This window comes from Curtobacterium sp. VKM Ac-2884 (assembly GCF_015350945.1).
Taxonomy (GTDB): Bacteria; Actinomycetota; Actinomycetes; order Actinomycetales; family Microbacteriaceae; genus Curtobacterium.
The window spans coordinates 858,978-871,516 of record NZ_JADKSA010000001.1 but is presented as its reverse complement, the minus strand read 5'-3'; the positions used below and the strand labels follow the sequence as shown (position 1 = coordinate 871,516).

General features: G+C 71.2%; 12 protein-coding genes and 1 rRNA gene. 12 read left to right on the top strand and 1 reads right to left on the bottom strand.

Features of this window, described 5'->3' with window-relative positions:
• Positions 1-148: 148 nt before the first annotated feature.
• The 11 genes from rrf (at position 149) to ITJ60_RS04270 (ending at position 11,327) form a co-directional block, all read left to right on the top strand.
• Positions 149-265 (top strand): 5S ribosomal RNA (gene rrf, locus ITJ60_RS04320).
• A gap of 1,436 nt (positions 266-1,701) precedes the next feature.
• Positions 1,702-2,511: a hypothetical protein gene (locus ITJ60_RS04315; RefSeq protein WP_194647041.1), complete on the top strand. Its 810-nt coding sequence runs from the start codon at positions 1,702-1,704 to the stop codon at positions 2,509-2,511.
• A 31-nt stretch (positions 2,512-2,542) separates the two neighbouring features.
• On the top strand, positions 2,543-3,514 hold the full coding sequence (locus ITJ60_RS04310) for an HAD-IIA family hydrolase (RefSeq protein ID WP_131922791.1): 972 nt from the start codon (positions 2,543-2,545) through the stop codon (positions 3,512-3,514).
• A 10-nt stretch (positions 3,515-3,524) separates the two neighbouring features.
• Positions 3,525-3,692: a hypothetical protein gene (locus ITJ60_RS04305; RefSeq protein WP_194647040.1), complete on the top strand. Its 168-nt coding sequence runs from the start codon at positions 3,525-3,527 to the stop codon at positions 3,690-3,692.
• Between the two features lie 13 nt (positions 3,693-3,705).
• Positions 3,706-4,518, top strand: coding sequence for a TlyA family RNA methyltransferase (locus ITJ60_RS04300; RefSeq protein ID WP_323749095.1), 813 nt, complete (start codon positions 3,706-3,708; stop codon positions 4,516-4,518).
• Positions 4,515-5,447 carry an NAD kinase gene (locus tag ITJ60_RS04295; protein ID WP_194647038.1) on the top strand — a complete coding sequence of 311 codons (933 nt, stop codon included), beginning with the start codon at positions 4,515-4,517 and terminating at the stop codon, positions 5,445-5,447. Before ITJ60_RS04300 ends, ITJ60_RS04295 begins: the two co-directional genes overlap by 4 nt.
• Entirely contained in the window at positions 5,444-7,138 is a 1,695-nt protein-coding gene (gene recN, locus ITJ60_RS04290; RefSeq protein ID WP_194647037.1) for a DNA repair protein RecN, read from the top strand. The genes ITJ60_RS04295 and recN overlap by 4 nt, the downstream gene beginning before the upstream one ends.
• 189 nt (positions 7,139-7,327) lie before the next feature.
• Positions 7,328-9,043, top strand: a complete 1,716-nt coding sequence (locus tag ITJ60_RS04285; protein WP_185094304.1) for a CTP synthase — start codon at positions 7,328-7,330, stop codon at positions 9,041-9,043.
• A gap of 94 nt (positions 9,044-9,137) precedes the next feature.
• Positions 9,138-9,713 carry an NUDIX domain-containing protein gene (locus tag ITJ60_RS04280; RefSeq protein ID WP_194647036.1) on the top strand — a complete coding sequence of 192 codons (576 nt, stop codon included), beginning with the start codon at positions 9,138-9,140 and terminating at the stop codon, positions 9,711-9,713.
• Positions 9,710-10,291, top strand: a complete 582-nt coding sequence (locus ITJ60_RS04275; protein WP_194647035.1) for a DUF1349 domain-containing protein — start codon at positions 9,710-9,712, stop codon at positions 10,289-10,291. The genes ITJ60_RS04280 and ITJ60_RS04275 overlap by 4 nt, the downstream gene beginning before the upstream one ends.
• Positions 10,292-10,310: 19 nt before the next feature.
• A complete protein-coding gene (locus ITJ60_RS04270) occupies positions 10,311-11,327 on the top strand; it encodes a site-specific tyrosine recombinase XerD (RefSeq protein WP_194647094.1) in 1,017 nt (338 codons plus the stop codon).
• A gap of 114 nt (positions 11,328-11,441) precedes the next feature.
• Here the strand turns inward: ITJ60_RS04270 and ITJ60_RS04265 are convergent, their stop codons facing one another.
• A complete protein-coding gene (locus tag ITJ60_RS04265) occupies positions 11,442-11,888 on the bottom strand; it encodes a DUF2510 domain-containing protein (protein ID WP_323749094.1) in 447 nt (148 codons plus the stop codon).
• A 123-nt stretch (positions 11,889-12,011) separates the two neighbouring features.
• Between ITJ60_RS04265 and ITJ60_RS04260 the strand changes: the two genes are divergently transcribed.
• Complete coding sequence (locus ITJ60_RS04260; protein ID WP_323749093.1) at positions 12,012-12,536, top strand: ASCH domain-containing protein; 525 nt, start codon at positions 12,012-12,014, stop codon at positions 12,534-12,536.
• The last annotated feature ends 3 nt before the right edge of the window (positions 12,537-12,539 follow it).

The window sequence follows — 12,539 nt, the reverse complement described above, 5'->3', positions numbered from 1 at the left end:
CACACTGATTTCCGTGCACGTGTTGCACGGGCTCGCGTCCACTTTGTGGTTCCCGACAGACGATCGGGAATCAAACTGAATACACCGCTCTGCCCATTCGTGGGCAGCAGTCGGAACATGTTTGAGACCAGATCATGGTCGAGAGTGTTCCGGTGGTCATAGCGAGAGGGAAACGCCCGGTCACATTCCGAACCCGGAAGCTAAGCCTCTCAGCGCCGATGGTACTGCAAGGGGGACCTTGTGGGAGAGTAGGACGCCGCCGGACTTAACGTAACAAGATGTGGCCATCGGCCCTCCATCGTGAATTTGCAGGGGAGACCCTCGTTCACGCTGGTGGCCGGTGGCCATTTCTGTTTTGCCGCTCGTTGCTCGACGTCGGCTCCGGTTCGTGATGGACTGGGGGTCGAACGTCGGTCCGACCGACGCGGCACCCAACACAACGACACAGCGGACGAACGCCCGGCCTTCGGCTCGGGCACGCGATGAGGAGCAACGGTGGCGAACGACGACGAGCGGCGGAACGACGGCGACCGGGGAGACCGACCCCGACGGGACGACCGAGCCCCTCGACGCGACGGAGGTCCGCGCGGAGACGCTGCGAGCGGAGGCCGTTGGTCGTCCGGCCCACGTGACTTCGAACGCCGTGAGGGCGACCGCCGCGACCGTCCTGAGCGCTCCGACCGTCCGTTCCGCGACGGCGCTGCACGTCGCGACAGTGCGCCGCGGAGCGGTGGCGACCGTCCATTCCGTTCCGGAGACCGTGATGATCGTCCGTCGTGGCGGAGCGATCGCGGCGACTCCGGCCGTCCGCCGCGCGGCGACGGCCCCCGCGGTGCTGAGCGTCCGCGCCGCGACGGGGACCGTCCGTTCCGGTCGGACCGCCCCGCGCGTGATGGAGATCGTCCCGCCTACCGTGGTGGTTCGGATCGTCCGCGTCGTGATGGTGACCGTCCCGCGTACCGCGGTGGCTCGGACCGTCCCGATCGTCCCGCCCGTGACGGCGACCGTCCCGCGTACCGCGGCGGCTCCGATCGTCCCGCCCGTGACGGCGACCGTCCCGCGTACCGCGGTGGCTCCGATCGTCCCGCCCGTGACGGCGACCGTCCCGCCTACCGCGGTGGTTCGGATCGTCCCCGTGGTGATGGCGACCGCCCCTACCAGGGTGGTCCGGATCGTCCGCGTCGTGATGGCGACCGTCCCGCGTACCGCGGTGGTTCCGACCGTCCCGCTCGCGATGGAGACCGCCCGTACCGCAGCGGCTCTGACCGCCCGGCGCGTGACGGGGACCGTCCGTCGTACCGTGGCGGTTCATCGGACCGTCCGCGTCGTGACGGCGACCGTCCCGCGTACCGCGGCGGCTCTGACCGTCCCGCGTACCGCGGCGGCGCCGACCGTCCGGCGCGTGACGGCGACCGTCCGGCCCGCGACGGCGACCGTCCCCGTCGTGACGGTGACCGACCGTCCTTCCGGGGCGCATCGGACCGTCCGGCCCGCGGCGGCGACCGCCCTCGTCAGGACGGCGGCGACGATCGACGCCGGTTCGGCGACGGGACGCGTCACGCCGGCGCACGGTTCGGCGAGGCAGCCCGCGACGACTGGGAAGACCGCGACCCGTACGGCACGAAGTCGATCCGTCCGCGTCACGACGACCCGGACATCCCCGACGAGATCGATGCGCGCGACCTCGACCCCGCGGCGCGCATGGAGCTGAAGACCCTCAGCAAGGACAACGCCGACTGGGTCGCCCGGCACCTCGTGGCCGCGGCGCTGTTCGTCGACGAGGACCCCGCCCTGGCGAACGAGCACGCCCTGAGCGCCGCCCGCCGTGCCGGTCGCGTCGGTGTCGTCCGCGAGACCGCTGCGATCACGGCGTACCGCCTGGGGGACTTCGCGACCGCGCTGCGCGAGCTCCGTACCTACCGGCGCATCTCCGGCCGCAACGACCAGCTCCCGATGATGGTGGACTGCGAACGAGGCCTCGGCCGCCCCGAACGTGCGCTCGAGCTCGGGCGATCGGTCGAACGTGCAGCGCTCGACACCGCGGTGCAGGTCGAACTCGCGATCGCGATGTCCGGCGCACGCATCGACCTCGGGAACCCCACAGCTGCCCTGGGCGAGCTGGAGATTCCACAGCTGGACCCGTCCACGGCCTACACGTGGTCACCGGCGCTCTACAGTGCTTACGCGGCCACGCTCGAAGAGCTCGGCCGCCAGGACGAGGCCGACGAGTGGTGGGCCCGTGTCGACCGTGCGGCAACGGCTCTCGCCGAAGCCGCCGACGAGAACGCTTGGGAGACAGTTGATGTGGTCGAGGAAACGCTCGAAGTCGAAGAACACGGAGACGCCGGCGAGCTCGACGACACCGACCAGCTCGACGACGACGCCGACCTCGACGACGACGAGTCAGCCCTCGCCGAGCCCGACGTCGTCGGCGAACCCGGCGCCGCCGACGAGCCCGGCGAACTCGACGACGACAACCCCCGCGACGTCGACGGCTCCGCAGCCGACTGACGTCCCGACCGCGCCGACGGACGGCGTCGACGTGGTGCTCACGGACCTCGACGGCGTCGTCTACCGGGGGCGGAACGCCATCCCGCACGCGGTCGAGGCGCTCACACGGGCCTCGCTGACCGCGCGGGTCGGGTACATCACCAACAACGCGTCCCGACGACCGATCGACGTCGCCGAGCACCTCGAGCGCTACGGGCTCGAGGTGTCCGAGGACGACGTCGTCACGTCGTCGCAGGCCGGCGTGCAGCTCCTGTCGACGCTGGTGCCCGCCGGCGCGACGGTGCTCGTCACCGGCGGACTGGGACTGTCGAGCATCGTCGAGGCCGCCGGCTTCACGGTGACGACCAGTGCCGAGGACTCCCCGGCCGCGGTCATCCAGGGCTTCTCCCCGGACCTCGGGTGGAAGGAACTGGCCGAGGCGTCGTTCGCGTTGGCCGACCCGGCGATCCCGTGGGTCGCCACGAACATGGACTGGTCGATCCCGGTCGAGCGCGGCATCGCGCCCGGCAACGGCACGCTCGTGTCTGCGGTCCACCAGGCCGTGGGGCGGATGCCCGTGGTCGCCGGCAAGCCGGAGCGCCCGATCTTCGACGCCGCGGTCGAGCGGTTCGGCGGCGGGAAGACACTGTTCATCGGTGATCGTCTCGACACCGACATCAAGGGCGCGAACGACGTCGGGATCCCGAGCGTCCTCGTGCTCACCGGCATCGACCAGGCGAAGCAGGTGCTCGCGGCCGATCAGCGTTCCCGTCCGGTGTTCGTGCTCGAGGACCTCCGTGGTCTGTCCGAGCCCTACCCGGTGACCGTCCGTCGGCAGGACGACGACGGCACGCGGTACGTCACCGTCGGCAGCGCCACCGTGGCGATGCGGGGGCACGTGGTGCGGGTCCTCGACGCCGGCAGCGACATCGATCGACTCCGCGCCGGCGCAGCGCTGATCTGGGAGTCCGGGCTGGCCATCTACGGCCTCGACGTGGACCCGCAGCTCTACGGCGGCGAGTAGCGTGTCGGACGTGCCGAACCCCGAGCAGCCGTCCGCCGACCTGGAACCGCAGGACGAGTTCGCCGCGCGCACCTCGGCGGCCGAGACCCTGCCGCTCGTCGAACGAGCAGACGCGTTCTCGGCACTCCACGACGAGCTGCGCACGCGGCTCGGCAGCGGCGGCACCGCGAGTGCCTGAACCGGACGGAGCCGTGCCCGACGCGACCCCGGTCCGCCTCGACGCCCTGCTCGCGACACGTGGCCTCGCGCGCTCGCGCACCGCTGCCACCAAGCTCATCCAGGACGGCCGGGTGACGGTCGACGGTCGTCCTGTCGTGAAGCCCTCCGCCCCGACCTCGCCGGCTGCCGACATCGTGGTCGACGCGGCCGACGAGTGGGTCTCCCGCGCTGCCCAGAAGCTGGTCGGGGCGCTCGATGCGTTCGGCGTGGACCCGTCCGGCCGTGTGGTGCTCGACGTCGGTGCGAGCACGGGTGGCTTCACGCAGGTGCTCCTGGCCCGAGGTGCTCGCCGGGTCATCGCGCTCGACGTCGGGCACGGGCAACTGCACCCCACGATCGCCGTCGACGAGCGTGTCGCAGTGGTCGAGGGCACCAACGCCCGCAGCCTGACCCGGTCGGACTACCTCGCGCTCGACGGCGCTGCAGCCGAGACGACCCTGGTGGTCGGCGACCTGTCCTTCATCTCCCTCCGGCTCGTGCTGCCCGCCCTGGCCGAGGCCGTCCCCGCCGACGACTTCGTCCTGTTGGTGAAGCCGCAGTTCGAGGTCGGTCGCGGTGGGGTGCGCGAGGGCATCGTGCACGATGCGGCACTCCGCGACGACGCCCTGATGAACGTGCTGTGGGCGGCGTGGGACCTGGGCTTCGGGACCACCGGGCTCGCGGCGTCGCCGATCATCGGGACGCACGGGAACCACGAGTACCTCGCGCGCTTCCAGCGTGGTGTCGGTGGCAATCCGACAGAATGGAGAGTCCGGGCAACCGAACTCACAGAGGGGACCGCATGAGCGACGACCGGCACATCCTGCTCGTCTCCCACACGGGTCGCCGTGACTCGATCGACGCTGCGGTCGAGGTCTGCGACCTCCTGCACGCCGCCGGTCTGATCCCGGTGATGCCGTTCGACGAGTACGCCGACATCCGGCGGGCCGAAGCCTCGGTGGGGCAGGTCGACATCCTGGGCGTCGACGTCCAGGCGGACCAGCTCGAGATCGTCATCGTGCTCGGCGGCGACGGCACGATCCTGCGCGCGGCCGAACTCGTGCGCGAGACGCGGGCGCCGATCGTCGGCGTGAACCTCGGGCACGTGGGGTTCCTGGCGGAGAGCGAGCGGGACGCCCTCGCCGAGACCGTCGAGCGCGCCCTGTCGGGTGAGTACCACGTCGAGGAGCGCGTCACCCTGCAGGTCGACGTGGTCGTCGGCAACCAGATCGTCTACTCGAGTTGGGCGCTCAACGAGGCCACCATCGAGAAGGCCTCGCGCGAGCGCATGCTCGAGGTGGTGACTGAGGTCGACGGTCGTCCGCTGTCCTCGTTCGGGTGCGACGGCGTCGTCGTGTCGACCCCCACCGGGTCCACGGCGTACTCGTTCTCCGGCGGCGGTCCGATCGTCTGGCCGGACGTCGACGCCCTGCTGATGGTGCCGCTCAGCGCGCACGCCCTGTTCTCCCGCCCGATCGTGGTGGGCCCGGACCGCGTCCTCGCGATCGAGGTCCTGCGGCGTACGAGCGGTGTCGGGGTGCTGTGGTGCGACGGCCGCCGGACGCACGACCTGCCGCCGGGGGCTCGGGTCGAGGTCCGTCGATCGCCCGACCCCGTGCGGGTCGCGCGCCTCAAGGACGCCCCCTTCACCGATCGGCTCGTCGCGAAGTTCCGGCTCCCCGTCACCGGTTGGCGCGGGCCCCAGACCGACGAGGACGAGGAGCACCACCGATGATCGAGGAGATCGCGATCCGTGACCTCGGGGTCATCGGCGAGACCACGCTCGAACTCGGTCCCGGGTTCACCGTCGTCACGGGCGAGACCGGTGCCGGCAAGACCATGATCGTCACAGCCCTCGGGCTGTTGCTCGGTGCTCGGGCGGACGCCGGCTCGGTCCGCCGTGGTGCCTCGAGCGCCGTGGTCGAGGGCCGCTGGAACGTCCCCGAGCACGCTGCCGTCGCCGAACGCGTCGAGGACGCCGGCGGCGCGGTGGAGGACGGCGAACTGATCCTCACGCGCACGGTCTCGGCCGAGGGGCGCAGCCGTGCGACCGTCGGGGGCCGCAGCGCTCCCGTCGCGGTGCTCGGTGAACTCGCTGACCAGCTCGTGACGGTGCACGGCCAGTCCGACCAGATCCGACTGACCTCGTCGACCGCGCAGCGTGCGGCGCTCGACGGCTTCGGTGGGGCGGCCCTCGAGAAGGCCTTGAACCGGTACGTCGCCGCGTACGACGCGTGGCAGCAGCACGCGGGCGAACTCGAGACACTGACGCGCGACCGCGACGAGCGGGTGGCCGAAGCCGACCGGATCCGCGCTGCCTCGGACGAGATCGAAGCGGCCGACCCGCAGCCCGGCGAGGACGTCGAGCTCGCCGAGCGCGCCGACCGGCTCGGCAACCTCGAGGAACTCCGGCTGTCCGCGGCCCTGGCGCACGAGGCCCTGTCCAGCGAGTCCCTCGACGGCGTCTCCGACGTCGTCGGCCTGGTCGAGTCCGCCCGACGCGCGGTCGAGCGGGTCGCCGACTCCGACGCCGCCCTGCTGCCCGTGCTCGAACAGCTCACGGAGCTCGGCATCCAGGCGGCCGAGGCCTCGGCGAGCATCTCCAGCTACCTCGGCTCGCTCGAGCCAGAGGCCGGTCACGACCTCGAGCTCATCAACGAACGGCGCGCCCTGCTCGCCGGCCTCACCCGCAAGTACGGCGAGACCGTCGACGACGTCATCGACTACGGACAGCGGGCGAGCGACCGCCTGCTCGAGCTGGACGGCGACGACGACCGCATCGCGGCCCTCCAGCAGTCCGTCGAACAGGACGAGCAGGCCCTCGGGGCGGCAGCGGCCGCGTTGACCGCTGCCCGCACGAAGGCAGCAGCGGACCTCGCGAAGCGCGTCACGACCGAGCTGAAGACGCTCGCGATGGCCGGCGCCACCCTGGTGGTCGAGGTCACCGACGCGGGCGAGTACCGCCGACACGGACGCGACCAGGTGTCGATCCTGCTGCAGCCGCACTCCGGCACCGACCCCCGACCGATCGGCAAGGGGGCATCGGGCGGCGAGCTCTCGCGCGTGATGCTCGCGATCGAGGTCGTGATGGCCGGCAGCACGACCGTGCCGACGTTCGTCTTCGACGAGGTCGACGCCGGCGTGGGCGGTGCGGCGGCGATCGAGATCGGCCGTCGGCTGGCGAAGCTCGCCGAGCGCACGCAGGTCATCGTCGTCACGCACCTGGCGCAGGTCGCGGCGTTCGCGAACAACCACCTCAACGTGGTGAAGGACGCCAGCGGCGCCGTGACCTCGTCGAGTGTGCGACGGCTCGAGGGCGAGGACCGCCTGCAGGAGATGGCGCGGTTGCTCTCGGGGCTCGGCGACAGCGCGAGCGGCGTGGAACACGCCCGCGAACTGCTCGACGTGGCCGGCCAGACGGCCTGACCTGCCACGCGGCCGCAAGCAAGCAAGCAAGCAAGCACGCAAGCACGCAAGCACGCAAGCACGCACGCGCGCACGCAAGCAAGCGCGCCCACGCGCGCACGGCCCGAAGACCCGGCCGCCCACCCCGCGCAACGCCCACGGCGAACCGAGGTCGCGCCTCCCGGCAGTTCTGACGTACGATGGAATCCCGTGGCGGACACTCTCAGCAGCGGTACCCAGGCAAACACCCCGACCCCGAAGGTGACGAAGCAGATCTTCGTGACCGGCGGGGTCGTCTCGTCTCTCGGCAAGGGCCTGACGGCAGCCAGCCTCGGCAATCTCCTGACGGCTCGCGGCCTCAAGGTCGTCATGCAGAAGCTCGACCCGTACCTCAACGTGGACCCGGGCACCATGAACCCGTTCCAGCACGGCGAGGTCTTCGTGACCGACGACGGTGCGGAGACGGACCTCGACATCGGGCACTACGAGCGCTTCCTCGACATCAACCTGGCGCAGTCGGCGAACGTCACGACCGGCCAGGTGTACTCGACGGTGATCGCCAAGGAGCGTCGCGGCGAGTACCTCGGTGACACCGTGCAGGTCATCCCGCACATCACCGACGAGATCAAGCGTCGGATGCGCGAGCAGGCGGAGAACGACCCGCAGCCCGACGTCATCATCACCGAGGTCGGCGGCACCGTCGGCGACATCGAGTCGCAGCCGTTCATCGAGTCGGCGCGCCAGGTGCGCCACGAGCTCGGCCGCAACAACGTGTTCTTCGTGCACGTGTCGCTCGTGCCGTTCATGAACGCCTCGGGTGAGCAGAAGACGAAGCCGACGCAGCACTCGGTCGCCGCGCTCCGCTCGATCGGCATCCAGCCCGACGCGCTCGTGCTGCGGTCGGACCGCCCGGTCTCGGATTCGAACAAGAAGAAGATCGCCCTGATGTGCGACGTCGACGAGGACGCCGTGGTGAACGCCGTGGACGTCCCGTCGATCTACGACCTGCCGACGCTGCTGAACAACCAGGGCCTCGACCAGGTCATCGTCGACGCGCTCAAGCTCGAGGCCGGCCCGGTCGACTGGACCGCGTGGACCCCGGTGCTCCGTGCCGTGCACGAGCCGAAGAAGGACGTCACGATCGCCCTGGTCGGCAAGTACATCGACCTGCCGGACGCGTACCTGTCGGTCACCGAGGCGCTCCGTGCCGGCGGCTTCGCGCACGACGCGAAGGTGACGCTGAAGTGGGTCGTCTCCGACGACTGCACCACGCCCGAGGGCGCGGCGAAGCAGCTCGGCGACGTCGACGGCATCTGCATCCCCGGCGGGTTCGGCGTGCGCGGCATCGAGGGCAAGCTCGGCGCGCTGCGCTTCGCCCGTGAGCAGGGCATCCCGACGCTCGGTCTGTGCCTCGGCCTGCAGTGCATGGTCATCGAGTACGCCCGCCACGAGGCCGGCCTGACCGACGCGTCGAGCACCGAGTTCGACCCGGAGACCTCGACGCCGGTCATCGCGACCATGGCGGAGCAGGTGGACATCATCGCCGGCGGCGACCTGGGCGGCACCATGCGCCTCGGCCTGTACCCGGCGACGTTCAGCTCCGGGTCGTTGGCCGAGTCGCTCTACGGTGCGCCCGAGGCGTCCGAGCGCCACCGTCACCGCTACGAGGTCAACAACACGTACCGGCAGCAGATCGCGGACGCCGGCCTGGTGTTCTCGGGCACGTCGCCCGACGGAACCCTGGTCGAGTACGTCGAGCTGCCGCGCGACGTGCACCCGTTCTACATCGCCACGCAGGCGCACCCGGAGCTGCGCTCACGTCCCACGAACGCGCACCCGCTCTTCGCGGGGCTCGTCGCGGCCGCGATCGAGCGCCACGAGGCGTCCAGCCTGTTCGACCCGCAGAACGAGGAGCAGGTCGCGTAACGCGCGTTGTCGATGACGGGAGGCGCGGTGCCAGCTGGCACCGCGCCTCCCGTCCGTCTGCGGTCGCGTCGGGGGCGCGTGCTTGGATGGTTCCGTGACTGACGCACCCATCGCTGACGAAGCCGCCTCGTTCGAGGTCACCGAGTCCACCGTCGTGTACGAGGGCGCCGTCTGGGACGTGCGCCGCGACGCGATCGCGTACCACGACGAGACGATGGTGCGGGAGTACATCGACCACACCGGTGCCGTCGCGGTCTACGCCGAGGACGACGAGGGCCGTGTCCTCGTGATCCAGCAGTACCGACACCCGGTGCAGGTGCGCGACTGGGAGCTGCCGGCCGGGCTGCTCGACGTCGAGGGCGAGGACCTCCAGGTCGCTGCCGCCCGAGAGCTGGCAGAAGAGGCCGACCTCGAAGCGGACACCTGGGAGCCGCTGGTCCGGTACAACACGTCGTCGGGCGGGAGCAACGAGTTCCTGCAGGTCTACCGCGCCCGGGGCGTGCGGCCCACGACGACGGCGTTCGAGCGCGAGGCTGAGGAAGCCGACATCGTGAAGCGGTGGGTGCCGCGGGCCGAGCTGGTGGAGGCGATCCTCGATGGTCGGCTGCACAACTCCGGGCTGGTCGTGGCCGTGCTCGCGGTGGATGCGCTCGAGCGAGGCCGCGCATGAGCCTGCGAGAACTGGTCGACACGGCGACGTGGACGCACGAGCCCGAGGCCGTGGAGCTCGACGGCGATGTGCTGCGGGTCACGGCGGCCCGGGGCAGCGACGCCTGGCGGACCACGTCGTACGGGTTCGTCCACGACTCCGAGCACGCGCTGGTGCAGCCCCTCGACGGGTCGTTCTCGATCGAGGCATCGTTCGTCCTCGACTACACGGAGCAGTTCGACCAGGCCGGCGTGTTCCTGCGCGTCGACGAGCGGAACTGGATCAAGGCCGGCGTCGAGTTCTCCGACGGGACGCCGCAGCTCGGCGCCGTGGTGACCCGTGACGTCTCGGACTGGTCGGTGGCCCCCGTGCCGGAGTGGGCGGGACGCGTGGTGACGGTCCGGGCCAGCCGCGACGGCGACGCCGTGACCATCCGGGCCTGGGCCGAGGACGAGCAACCCCGGCTGGTGCGGGTCGCGTACCTCGATCCCGATGCCGCCGTGTCGGCGGGACTGCTGTGCGCAGCTCCGACGCGTGCCGGCCTGACCGTGACGTTCACCGGGTACCGGGTCGGGGCCCCCGACGAGGCACTGCACTGACCGTGCGCCTGCTGTCGTGATTCCCCTGGACCGTGCCACGGAGACGTACCTGCGGCACGTCGCGATCGAGCGCGGGCTGTCGCAGCACACGATGTCGGCGTACCGGCGTGACCTGGCGGTGTTCGCCTCGTGGCTGGCGACGGCTCCGGTGGTCGACTCCGACGGTGCCGACCGGGCCGGTGGGGCGTCTGCGATCGACGACGTCGGGCGGCTCGCTCGGGCAGACGTCTCGGAGTTCGTGACCTACCTGGCGACGAAGCCGGTCGGTCCGCTGGCACCGAGGTCGATCGCCCGGATGCTCAGTTCGGTGCGCTCGTTCACGGCCTTCGCGGCGGGTGAGGGCTGGCTGCCGCTCGACCCCGGCACCGCCGTCCGGCCGCCGAAGGCCCCGATGCGGCTGCCGAAGGCGATCTCGGTGGAGGACATGGAGCGGCTGCTCGGAGCGGTGTCGACGGACGTCTCCGCAGACGGCGCTTCCGGTGTCGACGATCCCGTCCGGCTGCGGGACAAGGCGTTGCTCGAGCTGCTCTACGCCACCGGCGCGCGGATCTCCGAGGCGGTGGGGTTGTCGGTGGACGACGTGACGACCCTGTCCGACGACTCAGCCCCCGACGCCGATGGCCTCGCCGTCGTGAAGGTCACCGGCAAGGGGAACAAGCAGCGGGTCGTGCCCCTCGGCAGTTTCGCGCGGGCGGCGATCGATGCCTACCTGGTGCGGGCGCGGCCGGTGTTCGCGGCACGAGGGGCCTCGACGCCGGCACTGTTCCTCGGCCCCCGAGGTGCTCGGCTGTCACGGCAGAGCGCGTGGCTCGTGATCCAGTCGGCGGCCGAGGCGGCGGGACTCGAGGCACACGTCTCGCCGCACACGTTCCGGCACTCGTTCGCGACGCACCTGCTCGAGGGCGGGGCCGACGTGCGCGTGGTGCAGGAGTTGCTCGGGCACGCGAGCGTCGCGACGACCCAGATCTACACGATGGTCACGGCGGACATGCTGCGGGACGTGTACCAGACGGCGCATCCGCGGGCGCGGCGGTAGGGCTCGTCGTTCGGCGGGTGCGGGCGTGCACTTCGTGAGCAGAAATGGTCGGGTCGCTGGTCGGCACCCGACCATTTCTGCTCACGAAGTCGGACGGTGACGGCCCCCGACGGGTCAGAAGAGGTGGAACTGGGCCGACGCCGCCACCGCGCCCGTCGCGACCGCCACCACCACCGCGCTCGAGGACGCGCTCCTCGCCGCAACCGCCCACCCGCCGGTCGCACCGGGGCGGACGACACCGACGAACCCGCACACGAGAGCGAGCGCGCTGCAGGCACCCAACGGGTTGATGAGGATCGACGTCAGGGCCAGCAGCACCGCGAGCACCGTGAACGCGCACAGCCGTCGATCGCGACCGCCGCCGGATGCCCACGCTCGGGTCCGGATCGATGCCGTGTGCACCGAGAACGCTGGGCCCACGGGTGCGACGACGATCGGCACGACCGGTTCCGGAGCACTCGGCAGGACACGGGTCGCGGCACCCCAGGCGTGACCGTCCCACCAGCGGAGACGACTGGCGTCCTGCGGGTCCGGGAACCAGCCTGCGGCCGGCAGTGTCACGGGGACTCCTCGAGGTGCGGGGGACGGTGCTCCTCGAAAGTAGGGGACGCCACCCCGCCGCCACAGTCCCAAGGCGGGTGTCGGCACAAGTGCGGACACCCGGCGGTGCGCTACGGTCGGCTGGTGACCACGACCCTCGACGGCTTCTGGAACGCACGGCGAGACGAGGCTCCGGAACTGCCGGCCGAGGTGCCGGAGGCGTGGTCGTTCGGTGCCACTCCGGAGCAGGCAGACGAGCTGCTCGGCCTGGTGCTCCGCGGGGTCAAGGACGGCACAGCGTCATCGCTCTGGGACTACGAGGCGACGGGTGACCCGCTCCCCGCGACCGGTGAGCGCAGCATCGTGACCGACGGTGCCGGTGTTCCCCGGGCCGTCATCGAGACGACGGACGTCCGGATCGTCCCGTTCGACGCCGTCGGGGCCGAGCATGCGCGTGCCGAAGGCGAGGGCGACCGGAGCCTCCAGCACTGGCGGACGGTGCACGAGGCGTACTGGCGTGAGCACTCCGAGAACCCGCGCGGCTTCGAACCGGACATGCCGGTGGTCTGCGAGCGCTTCCGGCTGATCTGGCCGACGCCGACGCCGACGCCTGCGCAGACGGCGCCGACGGCGCCTGCGCAGACGCAGCCGCCGACCGTCAGCGCCTGACCG

Coding starts and splice junctions, on each gene's coding strand:
- ITJ60_RS04315 (WP_194647041.1), top strand. CDS start 1,702: ATGGAGCTGAAGACCCTCAGCAAGGACAACGCCGACTGGGTCGCCCGG.
- recN (WP_194647037.1), top strand. CDS start 5,444: ATGATCGAGGAGATCGCGATCCGTGACCTCGGGGTCATCGGCGAGACC.
- ITJ60_RS04275 (WP_194647035.1), top strand. CDS start 9,710: ATGAGCCTGCGAGAACTGGTCGACACGGCGACGTGGACGCACGAGCCC.
- ITJ60_RS04295 (WP_194647038.1), top strand. CDS start 4,515: ATGAGCGACGACCGGCACATCCTGCTCGTCTCCCACACGGGTCGCCGT.